We start from the raw sequence: 16,458 nt of genomic DNA, 5'->3' as shown, positions 1-16,458 counted from the left end.
GGCTTGCCCGCGCTCGGCTGCGAAGCAGTCGCAAAACCGCTCATTCAGGTCTGCCTGACACACTTTAGCTGGTTTCAGGGCTGCTTTGCAGCCCAGCGCGGGCAAGCCCGCTCGCCACATGCTCAGCCAGACTTGAGAGCGTTCTCAGTTAGTCGACACTAAGGCAAGACCCCGAGCAGCCGCCAGATCCGCTGGATATCGGGGTCGGCCTTGATCAGTTCGCCGAGCAGCTCGGGCAGTTCCATGTTGCCCCAATCAACCGCGCGGTTGATCAGGTAGGGCACCGGGCTGTGGGGCTCGACCCGTTTCAGGTAGTCGGAAATGACTTTCAACTGACGGTAGGCCGCCTGGCGAGATTCGGGCAACGACAGTGGCAGCGGCGCGGTTGTCGCGGCCGGCTGCTCAAGCGTCGGTTCGGCGACGGGCAGGCTGACCGGCACAGGCAAGGGTTCCGGGTGCATGGCGATAAACTCCCGCAAGGCAAGCACGTGTTGATCGAGAAGGGTTTGCAAGGCGGCAAAGCTGGGCGCTTCTTCCCCCAGTTGACTGTCGCCCCAGCGGTTCAGGCGCTCAACGCTTTGCCGGCAGCTATCGAACATCTCCAAGCGGGCATCAAGCTGCTCGAGGGGAATCCGCAGGACCGCCTCGCGCCAGTCACGCAACAGCTCCTGTGACTCCTGCGCCAAGGCCTTGGCCTTGCGCTCCTCGCTGTTGTTCAGTGCCTGTTTCTGCGCCCGCATCCACTGTTCCAACGTCAGGCTCTCGCGCCCCCGCGCCGCCGCGCCAAGCAAGGGCAGGCGGATATTCAACAACAGGCTGTACTGGCGCACCAGCAAGGCCAGTGGCGGTGCCAGCCAGCTGGCGTCGCCACCCTGGCCACGGGGGTGGAGCGCCAGGCCGTAACGCTCGCAAAGTCCCACCACCAGCTCCAGCGCCACACACAAACCGGGCAACTGATAGCGCTGCAACCAGGCCTCGCCAAGCCAGGTGGCCAGCAGCAGGTCCTTGCTACGTTGGGTCAACAATTCACTGGCCAGGGTTTCCACCTGGGACCAGTCCGCGCGCTTGAGGTCGGTCTGCCAGATCCCCGTGGGCAAACTGGCGTCGTCTTCGCGGCGGGCCTCGCGCAACAGGTCCATCTCGGGTGCCTCGCGCAGGCTGGCGCCCGCCGGATCGGCGCCGGGCACGGGGGCGATCAGGCCCGGCAAGCGCAGGCGCAATTGCTCCAGGGAGGGGTCGATAGTCATGGCGGGCTCTCGGTACTGGCCACTGGCAGTGGGAAGACCGACCCGTAGGGCGAGGCCGGGACACGAGTCGGCAAGGTACTCAGGGTCAGCGGCTGTTTGCCACCGACGGCCTTGAGCGACAAGCGCAGGAACATCAGGGCGTTGGCATTGCCCGGCAGGGGCGAACGCAACGGCAGTCGCAATGCCAGTGGCCGGTCACCCTCATCCTGGGTCGCGAAGTAATTGCCGGCCTGGTTGGCGTGGATAAAGCGCAGCAAGGCCCAACTGCCCTCGTATGACCAACTGGCTTGCAGGTCGGCCACGGCCAGTGCCGGTTGTTTCGGATCGTCCTGCGGCCGTTGGCTGCTGCCCTTGGCCCAACGCAGCGCCAGGCGGACCGGTTCGCCGACCGTCCAGTTGGCGTGACTGAGGCTTTCGGCCGGATAGCCGATTTCCCGCGCGCCGGTGCTCAGGCTCCAGTCAATCACCTGGTCGGCGCCACGCTCTTCCTCACGGTCGGTGCGCCAACGCACCTCCAGGTCCAGGCCGCGCACGCCGTCCTTGTCGCGCAGCAACAACGGCCCGAGCCAGGCCCGGGCGTTTTGCAGATTGAACAGGAACTCGGCCGCCGCCGAGGCTTGCGCCGAGCGGTTGTTCTCCAGGCCGCTGAACGCGCTGGGCAGGTTCTTGTCGATCAGGTCGAGGAATTCGCGAACCCGGTCGGGATTGGCATCGATCAGCGTGTCGTCGTGGCTGAATGGAAAACGCCCGGCCAGGTAAGTCGTGAAGTAGTCGCCCAGGCGCTTCCAGGCCACCGCGGCAGCGTAGTTCTGCAAGCTCTCGCAACGCTGGCGCGCCCGCTCATGGCTGCTGCGGGCGAGCAGGGCGATATTTCCCTGGCCCATCGGCAGGATTGCCTCGGAGAGGATCTTGGTGCAGTTGCCCAGGTCCATGTCGTTGAAGTCGCGCAGAACCATCTGCTGGTATTGCAGCGGCGAGCTGGCCGGGTTCTGGTCGTTGTATTTCTTGAGTTCGGCGCTCATGTCGACAAAACTGTCGAGTGTCTCGCCGTCGCTGGCCGACAATCGCTCACGCTGCTGATTGAGCCATTCGATGGCCGGACGCGCGGTGCTCAACGAATCGCCGATCAGGGTGAATTGTCGGCTCAAGTCCAGTTTCAATGCCTGCGGATCGCTTTCCCGGAAACTGCGCAGCGAGAGGTTGCGGGTGCCGTCCCATTGGCTGAAGTCGATGGGCTGGCGAAACAGCGGAAGGGCATTGATCTCTGCCGTGGCGCGGCGCAGATCGTTCAGTGCCCGGGTGTTCAATTCCTGGCGCAGTGATTCGGTCTGGCGCGTGTCGCCAATGTCGCTGAATACTTGCAGCACCTGCAAGGCCTTGTCGGCGGGCAGGTTGAACGTCGCCCCCGGATTGGCCATGGGTTTGCCGCCGCCCAGGCTGGAGACACTGTTCAGGCTTTGCCACATGGCCGTGGTGGTCGCCGAGCGAGCGGCGCTGATCAAGGCCTTGCGGTAGGGCGCGGGCAGCTCGGCAACACTCTGTTGCAGCCAGAGTTGGTAGCTGTCGTGATAGTGCAGTGCCGCGTCGAGCTTGCCACTGTCCAGATCGTGCAGGCCCCCGGCTACTGGCGGAGTGTCGCCCTGGTTAAGGGCCATCTGGCTGAATTCCTGATGCAGCAGTGCGGAGACCACCTGGCCAAGCTTGTCGACATTGGCCTGCAGCTCCAGGCCACCGCTGCTTTGCAGCCGCAGAATACCCTGGTCCTCGTCGCCTTGTTCCAGCCAGCGGTCGTGGAAGGTCCGTTTGGAGTTCTCGGCATAATGTTCGACCTGGTCGACGGCGACGGTGCCGATCAGCGCGCTTTGCCGGGCCTTTTCCAGTCCTTCCTGATAACCGGGCGCCAACTGCGCGCCATTGCCCTGGCTCCAGGCGGCGTTGGTCAGGGCCAGCAGTTGGCGTAGCTGGGCGATGCCGGCGTCCAGTTCTTCAAGCTCGGCCAAGCTGTTGCGTTGGCCGCCTTGCAGGGCGCGCAATTGACTGTTCAGGGCGCCGGCGGTGCTGCTGAAGTCGGAACTGGCGAACAGGCTGTCGAGCCATAAACGCATGCTATTGACGTAGCGCGCGGCGATCCGCGACTTGAGCGGGTCCAGTTGCAAGGGGCTGGCCAACGGCACCTCTGTCGTGGCCAACAGGCTGTTGTAGTCATCGGCCAACGGCAGGCCCTTGGTCTGGAAATTGAAGCCGAACAGTTCGTTGGCCAGGGCGATGGCGTCGTCCAGGGGGCGTTCGTCGCCTTGCAGGCTGAGGGCGAAGCGTTTGTTGTGGCGCTCCACCGCCAGGGCCTGGTCGAGCACCAGCATGGCTTGTCGGTACGCCTCTTCGCTGTTGCTGCTGCCGGCCCGGGGACGAATCGCCGCGCGGGGCGTGATCAAGCTGTCGAGTTCATCCTGCAGTTTGCTTTTGAGCGGTGTGAACAATTGCCCCCGCGCTCGGCCCCGCAGCTCCTGCGCCAGTTGCCGGTCCAGCGCGGAAAACCACGAGCCGGGCAGAATCGAGGTACGCATATGCCAACGCGGCGCGGCCTCGAGCAGGTGCCAGAAACTGGCGATGCGCTCGCGCCGGGCTTCGTCATCGACGGTCAGCGGGTTGTGCATCTGGTCATCGTGCAGCAGCGTGTTCAATTGAGTGGCGGCCTCGCTGCGCGCATGCCAGACCCAGAGCATGCCGATCACCCAGACCAGCCCGATCACGCCCACGGCCAGTGCCGTCAGGCGCTGCCAGCGTTGGCGCAATTGCAGGATGCGGGTAATCGGCTGGGCCAGTCCTTGTTCGGCGATGAACCGTTGCCGCCACAGGCGCGGGGTGAACAGTGGCGGCGCGGGGATCGGTGCCGGGCCTTCGGCAAAGGGGTCGGCATCCGCCGCCGCCGCGGGACCGGCCTGGGCGCTGAAATACAGCCCACGCAAACGCGGGGCCTCGCCCATGGCGTTGCCCTGGAACACTGGATCGCACAAGGAGCGCAGGGGGTCATGCAAGCCTTGTAATTGCCGGGGCAGCAAATACAGCTCGGCGGCCATCTGGCCACGCAGCGTGCCGATTTCCACCAACAGGTCGGCGAGGGTCTGTTCGACCTGGCCCAGGCCCTGGTTGATCCAGTCCGGGTGCCAGGGCGTTTGCGCCGTGTAAGGCGAGGTCCAGCCAAAGGCGGCGTCCTTCGCTGCCGTCGGCAACACTTCCAGCAGGTTGCTGGCGCCGGGCAGGCTCTCGAAACCACTGAGCAGCATATACACCGGCAGGCTCAGGCCGAGACGCTGTTGCATATCGATGAACTTGCGCCGGGCCGCCAAGCCGGCGGCGGCGGTGTCCTGATCGGGCGTCAGTTGTTCCAGGTCGCACAGCCAGATGATGCCGTCCGCCGGCCGATTGGCCCTGGCCTGCAGCAGCAGTTCGAGGAGCTGGCGCCAAAGCTTGAGCTGTACACTGGCGCGCTCGCCATGGCTGAACAGGGCCGCGGGCACCACCAGCACCGCGCCGTCGGGACCGTACCACCAGCGTCCGAACCAGGCCGGTTGCGCGGTGCTGGTCAGCCCCCAGCCCCTGAGCAGGGCCTCGAGCTGCGGCGTGTCGCCGAGCATCAGCAACCAGGGCGTCTCATAGCGGTCGTGCACGCCCAGTGCCTGCTCCCACTCGCTCACCGCGGCATAGAAACTGCGATTGGCGCCGCTCAGTCGCGCGGAGTATTTCCACAACAGTGCCGCCAGCAGCACCAGCAGGAGCAGGGCGGCGAGAATTTCACCGAGGTAAGCCATCAGCGCTTGAGCTCCGTGGCCAGTGTCTGCCGATCCTGCTCAATACCGGGCTGCACCCGGTATTGAATGTTCAACCAGAACAGTTGGCTGATACCGAGCAACAACAAGAGCCCCAGACCCAGCGCCAGACCCAGCCGGTAACCGTCGGGCAGGCTGCGGCGCACCGGTAGCTGTTGCGGGGCGATGGCGCTCGGGCGTTGCAGTTGCACGGCGATATCGTTGGCGTTGGCGCTGCGTTGGCGGATAAAGGTAAACAGGCTGCGCCGCCATTTTTCGTGCAGGGCCGGGCCGCTGCCATTGCGCAAGCGGCCCTGGAAACCGAGGATCAGGCAGTACAGGTAGACGCTGCCCAGGTCGCGCAGGGTCGGATCGCGGGCTTCCAGGAGTTTCTTGATGGCGACTGGAATCCGGTCGCCGGCCGAGCGACTGCCGAACAGCCGGGTTTCCATGGGACGCTCCTGCCAGGCCGCCTGGCCGGCCCAATCGTCGAACAACAGGTGCTCGTCGATCAGGCCGACAAACGCGAACAGGGTCGCCTTGGCCTGCTGGCCCTGCGCCTCGCCCACCGCGGCGAACGCGCTGCGCCACAAGCGCCGGGCAATCTGGCTGACCTGCTCGGCGACCTGCGCGACCTGCACTGGCGCGCCGGTGGTGCGTGGCAGGGCCTGCCAGAACGTCAGCCACTCGCTCCAGGCCCGGTTGAAGGCGCTGCTCAGCGGTGCGCTCTCGAAGGTAGCCTGCGCTGGCAGTGAGTCATTATCCAACATCGCTCATCAATCCCTGATCAGGTTCAGTCCGCGCTGGCGTCAAACATGAGTATTTCCACCGGTTCTACCCAGCCACTGCCGGTCGGCATGAACAGGCACAGGTCGGTATCGGGCAAGAACCATTCCCCCGCGGCCTGCAAGCTGAACAGGCGAATGTCCTCGGCAACGCCATAGGCGACCTGATCGTTGCGCCCCAGGCTATTGAACGCCAAGCCGTGCATGCGCTGTTTGAGCAGGCTGGGCAGTTGCGGTCGCGAGGACCTGACGGCGCGCTCCAGCCATTCGCGTGCGGCCTGGGGCGTGGCGCCGGATGGCATGCGCAAACCGATCACCAATTGCTGGACCGGCGTCTGGCGGTCAGCCAGGGCAATGGAGAAGTGCGCGTCCTTGTATTCGAAACTGCGGCGACTGTAGCCGGCGCGAATATTGCCCAGTTGTGCCTCGATCCAGTCCAGTACCGGCTCGAATCCCGACAGCAAGTCTTCGAATTTCAGCGGGCTGAAGGCTGGCACCACCAACTCCGGTTGCAGGCCGTACAGCGCCCCGGCAAAGCCGATCAATTGCAGGTACAGGCTGGCCGGCGCTGCGATCCCGGTCTCCAGTGTCGCCTGCAATTCCGGCAGGCGCGCCCAGATGGCGACCAGTTGCGCGCGTAGCTCGGCGCTTTCCAGGGCCTTGCCGGCCTCTTGCGCCTGGCGCCAGCGCCCACCGAGAAACTCGCACTTGCCGCGGGCCATGGCGCACACGTCGCTGATCCGCTTGCCGATCAGCGAATCGGCATCCAGCACCGGGCAGGGTGGCACATAGTCCAGTTGGCTGATGACGCCGCCGGAGTTGCTGATCTTGAACAACGGCAGGCATACGGAGTCGGAGCGACGGCTGCTGGTGACCAGGCGCAGGATCGGTCGCCAAGCGGTCAGGGTTTCGACCCTGGGATTTTCCCGGTCGCTCAGGTCCACGGCATCGATGTCCAGCGAACGCAGGCGCCCGCTGATTTCACCGAGCAAGCCGGCGCGCCACAATGGGTCCACGGCCAGGTAGATCATCAGGGTGGTCTGGTCCTGGAAGTCCTCGGGCTTGACCTTGAGTTCGAGCGGGTAGTGGTCCTTGTCCTTGAGCGGGTCGAGATTGACCACCAGGCCATCGGGCATCACCGCGTCCAGGGCCTTGACAATGATTTCGCCGCTGCCCAGGACCTGCTGCTCAAGGTTCTGCACGCCCCAATACCAGGGCTGGGCATTGGCGGCGAGACGGGCACTGAGGCCCTCGGCACGCAAGTTCTGCAACTGGAAATGTTGCGGCAGCAGATGCATGCCTTCACTCCAACAGATCGCATCCGGTATTACGTCCGGTATAGCGCGCATCCTTTACTCCTAAACCTTCCTGGAATACGGGTTTCACTGGCCTTGGGCATCAAGCAGGCGCATCTCGCGGGCGCCGATCTTGAGCCAGATATCAGATTGTTTCTCGAGCAGCAAGCGGTGTGCGCCTGGAGTGCTGTAGCCGGCGAACAACATCACGCCTTCGGCCTTTTGACCTTGCAGCGGATTGCTCGCGAACGTTACCAGTTGCCCGGGAACCACCTCCAGGCTCCATACGTTCAAACCTTGCGGGAAATCACGGCGCATCTGCTCGCGCTGGGCGAACCACTGGTTGGCCGGCGTTCCCTTGAGACGCTCCAGCAGTTGCGGGTCGGCGACGGCGACGAAATCCAGTGCCAGCGGTGTATCGCTGTTGGCTTTGGGCTCGACATCGACTATGACTTTCTGCAGCGAGACCTTGGGTGCAAACAAGCTGCAACCACTTATCTGAAACATCATGAAAAAAGCTAGCGCACAGCAGCTACCGAGGAACTTAATTCGCTTCATAGGCTTCAAATGTGGGTTTTGCCAGATATTTCTTGCTTGTCTTATAGACCTCTTCTAAGGTTTTGCACAGTCGATTGTCCTACGGAAAGATCGCACTCGAGCTGTCGGAAAGGTTTATACCACCAGGAGCGCGTTGCCGTTCGGTAGGCGCGCCAGAAGGAGAAGGGCATGGCCGCTGATCAGGAAAGCAAGCAGAAGTATTTGGGCCGTAATCGGCCGCCGCGTGTACAAATCACCTATGACGTCGAAATCGGTAACGCCTTCAAGAAGGAAGAGCTGCCGCTGGTAGTGGGCATCCTGTCCGACCTCTCCGGCAACAACCAGCCGAACAAGCCCGACCCGCTGACCACGCGTGGTTTTGTCGACATCGATCGGGACAGCTTCGATACAGTGTTGAGCCGGATCAACCCGCAGCAGAAATTCAAAGTGGCGAACGTGCTGGATGGCGCTACCGGCAACCTGTCGGTCGAGTTGTCCTTCAAGCGCTTTGAAGATTTCAGCCCGGAAAATATCGTCGCCCAGATCGATGGCCTGAAAGACCTCTACGACAAGCGCCAGAAACTGCAGGACCTGCTGATCAAACTCGATGGCAATGACGAACTGGACAAGAGCCTGATCGCCAGCCTGCATGATGACACCGCGGTCCTGGCCTTCCAGGCCGACCTGCAAAAGGCCCTGGCCCCGCCGGCCAACGACCCGGTTGCCGTCGTCGAGCCGGTCAAGCCCGATCCCGTGGCTCCCGTCGTCGATCCCGTTACGCCCGTGGATCCCGTGCCACCTGTCGACCCCACCAAATCCTAGTTGATCCGCGCCCCTTCATGGAGGAACCGCGATGCCTAATGACAGTACTTCGACGACCACTAGCACACCGACCGTAAATGCACCGGCGGCTGGCCAGACACCCCAGACCCCGTTGCTCGAGACCATCGTCGAAGCGATGATCCGCGGAGCCGAGGATGATGCCCAGAAGAAGTATGCGCAGCAGATGCTGAGCGTCTTCGCTGGCGAAGTCAGCGATAAGAAAGTCGAGGCCAGCGACAATATGCTGACCACCATCAGCAAGCGCATTGCCGACCTCGACCGGCAGATCAACGCCCAGCTCAACCTGGTGCTCCACGACCCGTCGTTCCAGACCCTGGAAGCTTCCTGGCGCGGCCTGCACCAACTGGTGATGAACACCGAAACCGGCGAGTCGTTGAAGCTGCGCCTGTTCAACGTCGCCAAGGAAGAGCTGCGCCTGGACCTGGAGAAAGCCATCGAGTTCGACCAGAGCGTGCTGTTCAAGAAGGTCTACGAGGAAGAATACGGCACCTTCGGCGGCAGCCCGTTCAGTGTCCTGATGGGGGACTACGAGTTCGGTCGCAGCAGCATCGATATCAAGATGATCACCAACCTGTCGAACGTCGCCGCGGCGGCCCACGCGCCGCTGATCACCGCCGCCAGTCCGGGGCTGTTCGATCTCAAGTCCTTCGCCGATCTGGGCGTGCCGCGCGACCTGACCAAGGTCTTCGAAAGCGGCGCACTGATCGAGTGGAATGCGTTCCGCAAGACCGAGGACTCGCGGTATGTCTCGATGGTCCTGCCGCACTACCTGTCGCGCCTGCCTTATGACCCGATCAACAATCCGGTGCAGGGCATGTCGACCTTTGTCGAGGACGTCAGTACGACCTCCGCGACAACGACCACCGCCACGCCAGGCAGTGCCGATGCGAAGAAGATCATCGACCCTGATTCGACCAAGTTCCTCTGGGGCAACGCCGCCTGGCTGCTGACCCAGCGCATCACCGACGCGTTCGCGCAGTACCGTTGGTGTGCGGCGATTCGCGGACCGGAAGGTGGCGGTACGGTCAGCGGCCTGCCGGTGTACCAGTTCAATACCCTGGCCGGCGACCTGGCGATCAAGTGCCCGACCGAAGTGGCGATTACCGATCGCCGTGAAAAAGAACTCGACTCCCTGGGTTTCATTGCCTTGTGTCACCGCAAGAACAGCAATGTCGCGGTGTTTTTCGGTGGCCAGACCACGAACAAGCCACAGACCTACAACACCTTCGAGGCCAACGCCAACGCACGGATTTCCGGCCTGCTGCCGTATATCCTGGCCGCATCGCGTTTTGCCCATTACCTGAAGGTGATCTTGCGCGACAAGGTCGGCAGCTTTGCCACCCGCGACAATGTGCAGACCTACCTCAACAACTGGATCGCCGACTACGTGCTGATCAACGACAACGCGCCCCAGGAAATCAAGGCGCAGTATCCGCTGCGTGAAGCCCGGGTCGATGTCAGCGATGTGCCCGGACGTCCCGGCAGCTACAGCGCCACGGTGTTCCTGCGGCCGCACTTCCAGCTGGAAGAGCTGACCGCTTCGATCCGCCTGGTCGCCGCGCTGCCGGCGCCTGCCGCGGCCTGATTCGTGCCATGCCGCCCGCCGTGACCCGGCGGGCTCTCCATTTTGCAGTCGTGCAAGGAATAACACCCAATGGATGCAATTATTCTCGACCTGGGCTCCACGATCAAAGGCGACTCCCTGCTGGAAGGTTACGCCGACAAGATCGAAGTCATGTCCTATAGCCACAACGTGGCCATGCAAGTCACCAACGACGTCAGCAACTCGGAACGTACCTCCGGCAAGCCGCATATCGGCGAGTTCACCCTGACCAAGTTCATCGACTCCGCCACACCGAGCATCAACGAGTACTGCTGCGCCGGCAAGCCGATTGCCGAGGTCAAGGTGACCGTCGGCCGTAACGCCGCCGAGAGCACCGGCCAGTTGATGCCGTTCATCATCTACACCTTGAGCAACGTGGTGGTGTCCAACGTCAGTGTCAGCGGTGGTACCGGTGGCAAGCCGGTGGAAACCCTGTCGCTGAACTTCACCAAGATCAAGTGGGAACTGACCGCCCAGAAAGACGACGGCACCAAGGAAGGCACCGCGGCCTCGACTTGGGACCTGGCGGCGAACAAACTTATCAAGGGTTGATCGCCTGTTTTCATCCGGCTGGAGATTTTCATGCGTGTTGCGCTGTTCGACCTCCTCGCGGGGGACACGGAGGCTGGCTTCGATGCCCGTGACCCGGTGCGGATCGTCGAGTCCATTCGCCTGGAGTTGGAGCGCCTGCTCAACACCCGGCGTACCGAACGGGCTCACCGGTTCGCCCCGAGCATCATCGACTACGGGATGAGCGACTGGAGTGTCCTGTATGCCGATCGTGAAGAGGATCACCGCGTATTGATTCGCGATATACGCGCTGCCATTACCCGCTTCGAGCCGCGCCTGGCGCTGGAAGATGTCGACGTGCAGGCGCTGCCGGGACAACGCACACGCATGACGGTGCGGGTGAGCGGGCATGTCCGGGGGCTCGACTCGACCCCGAACATGTCGTTCGTCCTCGACCTCGGTGAAGGCGGCTTCGAGGTCAGGCATGAGCGATTCGATTGATGCCCGACTACTGGATTACTACCAGCGCGAGCTGACCTGGCTGTACCGTGCCGGCAGCGAGTTTGCCGACAACCATCCGACCCTGGCCAACAGCCTGAAGCTATCGTCCAACGGCTCCCAGGACCCGCATGTCGAACGCTTGATCGAAAGCTTCGCCTTGCTCGCCGCGCGCCTGCAACGCCGGCTCGATGACGGCTACTCGGAATTCACCGACGCGCTGCTGGAGCAGCTGTATCCGATGGCGTTGCGCCCGATGCCTTCCTGCGCCATCGTCCAGTTCGGGCCGGACCCGACCAAGGGCAGCCTGGCCGCCGGCTACCGGCTGCCACGTGACATGCAGGTGTTCAAGGCCCCAGAGAAAGAACAACTCGACAGCCTGTATTTCCGCACCTGTGCCGAGGTAACCCTGTGGCCGGTGGAAGTCCAGGAGGTCAGCCTGCTGGAAGGCAGTGCCGCGCAGTTGGCCACCGGGATCGCCAATGCCGAGGCGGCGCTGTGCCTGACCCTGAAGTGCAATGGCGAAAAAACCTGGTCCGAATTGCCGATCCAGACCTTGCGTATTCACCTGGCGGGCCCCGCCGGCAATCGCGCGCGGCTCTATGATCTGTTGGCCGCCCATAGTCTGGACATCGTCTGTGGTCTACCCGACAGTCCCGGACAAGCCATCAATGCCCGGCCGTTAGCGGTCGGCTTTGACGATGCCCAGCGGTTGTTGCCGGAGGAAGATGGCGTGCATCCCGGGTTGCGCCTGCTGGTGGAATACTTTGCCTTCCCGGAGAAGTTCGCCTTTTTCGATCTCGCGCTGCGGATCCCGCCACTGGCCACGGATCTGATTGAGGTCTACATCGCCTTTGACCGTGTCCCCGAGAGCCGTATCAGCCTGCAACGCGAGGACATCGCGCTGGGCTGCACGCCAGTGATCAACCTGTTCCCCCGCACCGCCGAAACCCTGCGCCCGGACGGCACGCAAAGCGAATATCGCCTGGTGGCCGATTCACACCGCGACAACAGTGTCGAAATCCATAGCATCCGCAAGTTGGTGGCCGGTACTCCAGACGGATTCCATAACGTACCGTCGTACTATGGCTACCAGCACGGGCAAGAGCAGGGCGGCCTGTTCTGGCACGCCAGGCGGATCAGCGCGACCACCCCCTCGCGGCCGGGCACCGACTTGATGCTGAGCCTGGTGGACAGCCAGTTCCAGCCGCGCAGCAGCGCGCCAGGGGAGACCTTCACCGCGCAGGTGTGGTGCACCAATCGGCATATGGCGCAGAACCTGCTGACCGGCAGTGCCTTGAAGTTCGAACGCAGTGGTCCGGTGGCCACCATTACCTTGCTGAAAAGCCCCACGCCGCAATCGTTGCCCGACCTGGAAGGGGCGTCACGCTGGCGGCTGATCTCGCAGCTCAACCTCAACCATCTGTCACTGACGGAAGGCCCCGGGGCACTGGAGGCGCTCAGGGAAATGTTGATCCTGCATAATCTGCGCGACGAGCCCGCCGCTCGCTTGCAGATCAACGGTATTCTCGCGCTGCGTACCGAACGGGTCGTCGGTCGTGTCGGCAAGGATGCCTGGCGCGGCTGGCGCAACGGCCTGGAGGTGCGCCTGGAGCTGGATCCGAGCAAGTTTTCCGGCAGCAGCCGGGTACTGTTCTCCGGCGTGCTGGCGCACTTTTTCGCGCTGTATGCCAATGCCAACTGTTTTGTTCGCACCCTGCTGGTAGAGGGCGATAAGGAGATCAAGCTATGGAGCCCGAGCAGCAGCCCGATCCTGGCTCTCTAGGCGAACTCCTGCGTCAGGCCCCGCAGCATTTCGAGCTGCTGCAGGCGCTGATGATCCTGGAGCGCGAGCGGGACAACGCGTCGTCGCTGGGGACCGGCAGCGATCCGCAGCGCGAGGTGGTGCGCCTGCGCGGGCCGCTGTTGCCGGAGTTCGCCCCGAGCGAGATCAGCAGCCTGCGGCAGGTCACCAATGCGCAAGGAACCGCGTCCCGGTTGACCTTGCATACTCAGGTGTTCGGCCTCGGTGGCCCGGACGGTCCTTTACCCTACGCCTATCAGGAATGGTTGCAGCAACGGGCGCGCAATCACGATTACGGCACGGTGGCGTTTCTCGATCTGTTCCAGCACCGGTTGTTGAGCCTGCTGTATCGGGTACAACAGCGCCAGCGGATCGCCTTGCCTTACCGGGAGCCGGCACTCAGCCCGGTGTATCAGCAATTGCGCGCTTTGTGCGGGTTGTCGTCCAACTCGGCGCGAGAGACGCTGCTGCCGGAACGAGCCCTGATCGCCCGCGCCGGCTTGCTGGCCAACGGGCGGCGCTCCCTGGCCGGGTTCCAGAACCTGCTCAAGCATTACTTCGATCTGCCCGTGCAACTACGGGGTTACCAGGGCGCCTGGCGCCAGATCGCCAGCAGCGACCAGAGCGTGCTGGGGCGCAAGGGGCGCAACCTCAGCCTGGGGCGCAATGCATTGTGCGGCACGCGGGTCTGGGATGAGCACGCCGGCATTCATATCCGGCTCGGCCCACTGGAACCGGAAATCGCCGAGCCTTTCCTGCCAGGAGGGGATTCCCATCGACAGTTGGCGGCGCTGGTGGCGTTCTATTTTGGCGCGCAACTGCAATGCGGCGTGTCCGTGCACGTGACTCGCAGCGCGATACTGAAGATCGGGCGCGAGCAGCACACGGCGCTGGGCCAGGGCACCTGGTTGAACCGTGAAGAGCACAGCGGGGATTTCCGCATCGACCTGCGCCTGCACGACGCGGAAGAGGCCTGAGATGGAAATCGCCGTACTGATCTCGCGCCTGAATCACCAGTGCCGCGATGCCATGGAACGGGCCGCCCAGCGCAGTTGGCAGCGCAACCAGCACTTTGTCGAAGTCGAACACCTGCTGTTGGAGCTGCTGGAGATCGAAGGTGGCGACCTGGCCTGCCTGCTGCCAGCCCTGGGGTTGGAGCGCGACCGTCTGGCGAACGAAATCAACCTCGCCCTGGAGCTGTTCCAGACCGGCAACACCCGCACACCGACACTGTCCCGGCAATTGCTGGCCTTGATCGAGGACGCGGTGGTCCAGGCCAGCGTGCTCGGCGCCACCGGGGTGCGCTCCGGGCTGCTGTTGCTGGCGCTGCTCGACCGCGACGAGTACCGGGCGCTGTTGCAAGGCAGCATCCCCTCATTGCTCGGCATTGCCCGGGACCAACTGCGCAGCCAGTTCGCCAGCTTGACCGAGCACTCCTGCGAAACCGGCCTGCCGGCGCGCCCCGGAAAAACCCCAGCGCGCGCCGGCGGCATCGACACCTCGTTGCTCGAGCAATACACCCAGGATCTGACGGAAGACGCCCGCCAGGGGCGCATCGATCCGATCATCGGGCGCGATGCGGAGATTCGCCAGTGTGTCGATATCCTCCTGCGTCGACGACAGAACAACCCGATCCTGGTGGGCGCCCCTGGCGTCGGCAAGACCGCGGTGGTCGAGGGCCTGGCGCTGCGCATTGCCCTCGGTGACGTGCCGCCGCCCTTGCAGGACGTCAGCCTGCGGGTACTCGACCTGGGGCTGCTGCAAGCCGGGGCGGAGATCAAGGGCGAATTCGAACAGCGACTCAAGGGCGTGATCGAAGGCGTCCGTAATGCCGCCGGCAAGGTCATCCTGTTTATCGACGAGGCCCATACGCTGATCGGTGCCGGTGCCGCCGAAGGACAGAATGACGCGGCCAACCTGCTCAAACCGGCGTTGGCCCGGGGCGAACTGCGCACCCTGGCCGCCACCACCTGGCTTGAGTACAAGAAATACTTCGAGAAAGACCCGGCATTGGCGCGACGCTTCCAGCTGGTCCAGGTCGAGGAACCGGACGAGCAGACCGCCGTGCGGATGTTGCGCGCGGTGGCCAGCAAGCTGGAGCAGCACCATGGCGTCGAGGTCCTGGACGTGGCGATCCAGGACGCGGTGAAGCTCAGCCAGCGCTATATCTCCGGGCGGCAGCTGCCGGACAAGGCCATCAGCGTGCTCGACACCGCCTGTGCCCGGGTGGCACTGGCCCAGCATGACGTACCTCCGGCCCTGGAAAGCCTGCGCCATCGCCAGGCGGCGACGCTCGATGAACTGCAACGCCTGCGCCGCGAACAAGCCATCGGCCATGATCATGACCTGCGCATCCGCCCGCTTGAACTGCGGGAGCATGAGGACGGCCAAGCCATCGTCGAGTTGGAAAGCCGCTGGCACAAGGAGCGCGAAGCGGTGACCGAGTTGCTCCGAGCCCGCCGCGAGCTGCTCATGCTCAACGAAAGCGTCGATCCGAGCCGCGATGACGAAGAGCTGGATAACCGTCTCGAACAACTGGCCAGTGAGCTGGTGCGTCTGGAAAGCGGCCTGAATGCCATTCGCGAGGACGATCCGTTGGTCCCCGAGCAAGTCGATTCGAAAGTCGTCGCCTCGGTCATTGCCGGTTGGACCGGTATTCCCCAAGGCAAGGTGCTTGCCGACGAAGCCTATGCGTTGCGGACCCTGGCCGAACGCCTCGGCCAGCGGGTGATGGGGCAGGGGCCGGCGTTGGGCGCGATCGCCCAGCGGCTGCAGGCCTATCGCGCCGGGCTCACCGACCCGCAAAAACCGGTCGGGGTGTTCCTGCTGCTGGGCCCCACGGGCGTCGGCAAGACCGAAACCGCCTATGCCCTGGCCGACGCGCTGTACGGTGGCGAGCGCAATCTGATCAGCATCAACCTCTCCGAATACCAGGAAGCCCATACGGTCAGCCAGCTCAAGGGCGCACCGCCGGGTTATGTCGGTTATGGCAGTGGCGGCGTGCTGACCGAGGCGGTGCGGCGCAAACCCTACAGCGTGGTCTTGCTGGATGAAATCGAGAAGGCCCACCCGGATGTGCTCGAAGCCTTCTACAACGTCTTCGATAAAGGCCTGATGGAAGACGGCAGCGGCCTGGTGGTCGACTTCAAGAACACCGTGATGCTGGCCACCAGCAATGTGGGCGCTGAACTGATCCTCGACAGCGTCGCCGAACAACCAACATCCGAAGCCTTCAATCAGCAGTTGCGCAACGTGCTGTTGCAGGCATTTCGCCCGGCCTTTCTGGCGCGCATGACCGTGGTACCTTACCGTGCTCTCGACGATGCGACCCTGGAAGGGATCGTCCTGGCCAAGCTGGAGAAACTGCGCGCCCGTTACCTGGCGGCCACCGGCAAGCGTTTCGACTACGACGACGGTATCGTCAAGGCCGTCCTGGCCCGTTGCAGCACGGCGGGCGCGCGGGACGTGGAGCATGTGCTGATGGAGCAGGTCGCGGGGCAGTTGGCGCAATGGGTGCTGGAATGAACACA

At 63.6% G+C, this 16,458-nt stretch carries 12 protein-coding genes; 7 read left to right on the top strand and 5 right to left on the bottom strand.

Annotation, left to right across the window (positions count from 1 at the left end):
* Positions 1–158: 158 nt before the first annotated feature.
* From tssA to PFEN_RS19060, 5 genes are read right to left on the bottom strand one after another with little or no spacing between them, the layout of a single operon-like run.
* On the bottom strand, positions 159–1,247 hold the full coding sequence (gene tssA, locus PFEN_RS19080) for a type VI secretion system protein TssA (RefSeq protein ID WP_191488364.1): 1,089 nt from the start codon (positions 1,245–1,247) through the stop codon (positions 159–161).
* Entirely contained in the window at positions 1,244–5,056 is a 3,813-nt protein-coding gene (locus PFEN_RS19075; protein WP_191488363.1) for a type VI secretion system protein, read from the bottom strand. Before PFEN_RS19075 ends, tssA begins: the two co-directional genes overlap by 4 nt.
* On the bottom strand, positions 5,056–5,823 hold the full coding sequence (locus tag PFEN_RS19070; RefSeq protein WP_191488362.1) for a DotU family type IV/VI secretion system protein: 768 nt from the start codon (positions 5,821–5,823) through the stop codon (positions 5,056–5,058). The genes PFEN_RS19075 and PFEN_RS19070 overlap by 1 nt, the downstream gene beginning before the upstream one ends.
* A 23-nt stretch (positions 5,824–5,846) precedes the next feature.
* A complete protein-coding gene (gene tssK / locus PFEN_RS19065) occupies positions 5,847–7,187 on the bottom strand; it encodes a type VI secretion system baseplate subunit TssK (protein WP_191488361.1) in 1,341 nt (446 codons plus the stop codon).
* A gap of 33 nt (positions 7,188–7,220) precedes the next feature.
* Positions 7,221–7,616 carry a type VI secretion protein gene (locus PFEN_RS19060; protein ID WP_412071455.1) on the bottom strand — a complete coding sequence of 132 codons (396 nt, stop codon included), beginning with the start codon at positions 7,614–7,616 and terminating at the stop codon, positions 7,221–7,223.
* Between the two features lie 243 nt (positions 7,617–7,859).
* On the opposite strand from PFEN_RS19060, the gene tssB reads away from it, so the two are divergent.
* The 7 genes from tssB (at position 7,860) to tssH (ending at position 16,453) form a co-directional block, all read left to right on the top strand.
* Complete coding sequence (gene tssB, locus PFEN_RS19055; protein WP_191488359.1) at positions 7,860–8,492, top strand: type VI secretion system contractile sheath small subunit; 633 nt, start codon at positions 7,860–7,862, stop codon at positions 8,490–8,492.
* Positions 8,493–8,523: 31 nt separating this feature from the next.
* Positions 8,524–10,098: a type VI secretion system contractile sheath large subunit gene (tssC, locus tag PFEN_RS19050; protein ID WP_191488358.1), complete on the top strand. Its 1,575-nt coding sequence runs from the start codon at positions 8,524–8,526 to the stop codon at positions 10,096–10,098.
* 69 nt (positions 10,099–10,167) lie between these two features.
* Complete coding sequence (locus PFEN_RS19045) at positions 10,168–10,668, top strand: Hcp family type VI secretion system effector (RefSeq protein ID WP_191488357.1); 501 nt, start codon at positions 10,168–10,170, stop codon at positions 10,666–10,668.
* A gap of 30 nt (positions 10,669–10,698) precedes the next feature.
* Positions 10,699–11,127: a type VI secretion system baseplate subunit TssE gene (tssE, locus tag PFEN_RS19040; RefSeq protein WP_191488356.1), complete on the top strand. Its 429-nt coding sequence runs from the start codon at positions 10,699–10,701 to the stop codon at positions 11,125–11,127.
* A complete protein-coding gene (gene tssF, locus PFEN_RS19035) occupies positions 11,111–12,910 on the top strand; it encodes a type VI secretion system baseplate subunit TssF (RefSeq protein ID WP_191488355.1) in 1,800 nt (599 codons plus the stop codon). Before tssE ends, tssF begins: the two co-directional genes overlap by 17 nt.
* Complete coding sequence (gene tssG / locus PFEN_RS19030) at positions 12,874–13,905, top strand: type VI secretion system baseplate subunit TssG (RefSeq protein WP_191488354.1); 1,032 nt, start codon at positions 12,874–12,876, stop codon at positions 13,903–13,905. The genes tssF and tssG overlap by 37 nt, the downstream gene beginning before the upstream one ends.
* Before the next feature lies 1 nt (position 13,906).
* Complete coding sequence (gene tssH / locus PFEN_RS19025; RefSeq protein WP_191488353.1) at positions 13,907–16,453, top strand: type VI secretion system ATPase TssH; 2,547 nt, start codon at positions 13,907–13,909, stop codon at positions 16,451–16,453.
* The last annotated feature ends 5 nt before the right edge of the window (positions 16,454–16,458 follow it).

The organism is Pseudomonas sp. FEN (genome assembly GCF_904067045.1).
GTDB lineage: Bacteria > Pseudomonadota > Gammaproteobacteria > Pseudomonadales > Pseudomonadaceae > Aquipseudomonas.
The sequence above is the reverse complement of the archived record's forward strand: the minus strand, read 5'-3'. Positions and strand labels throughout refer to the sequence as shown.

Coding starts and splice junctions, on each gene's coding strand:
- tssA (WP_191488364.1), bottom strand. CDS start 1,247: ATGACTATCGACCCCTCCCTGGAGCAATTGCGCCTGCGCTTGCCGGGC.
- PFEN_RS19075 (WP_191488363.1), bottom strand. CDS start 5,056: ATGGCTTACCTCGGTGAAATTCTCGCCGCCCTGCTCCTGCTGGTGCTG.
- PFEN_RS19070 (WP_191488362.1), bottom strand. CDS start 5,823: ATGTTGGATAATGACTCACTGCCAGCGCAGGCTACCTTCGAGAGCGCA.
- tssC (WP_191488358.1), top strand. CDS start 8,524: ATGCCTAATGACAGTACTTCGACGACCACTAGCACACCGACCGTAAAT.
- PFEN_RS19045 (WP_191488357.1), top strand. CDS start 10,168: ATGGATGCAATTATTCTCGACCTGGGCTCCACGATCAAAGGCGACTCC.
- tssB (WP_191488359.1), top strand. CDS start 7,860: ATGGCCGCTGATCAGGAAAGCAAGCAGAAGTATTTGGGCCGTAATCGG.
- tssF (WP_191488355.1), top strand. CDS start 11,111: ATGAGCGATTCGATTGATGCCCGACTACTGGATTACTACCAGCGCGAG.
- tssK (WP_191488361.1), bottom strand. CDS start 7,187: ATGCGCGCTATACCGGACGTAATACCGGATGCGATCTGTTGGAGTGAA.
- tssE (WP_191488356.1), top strand. CDS start 10,699: ATGCGTGTTGCGCTGTTCGACCTCCTCGCGGGGGACACGGAGGCTGGC.
- tssH (WP_191488353.1), top strand. CDS start 13,907: ATGGAAATCGCCGTACTGATCTCGCGCCTGAATCACCAGTGCCGCGAT.
- tssG (WP_191488354.1), top strand. CDS start 12,874: ATGGAGCCCGAGCAGCAGCCCGATCCTGGCTCTCTAGGCGAACTCCTG.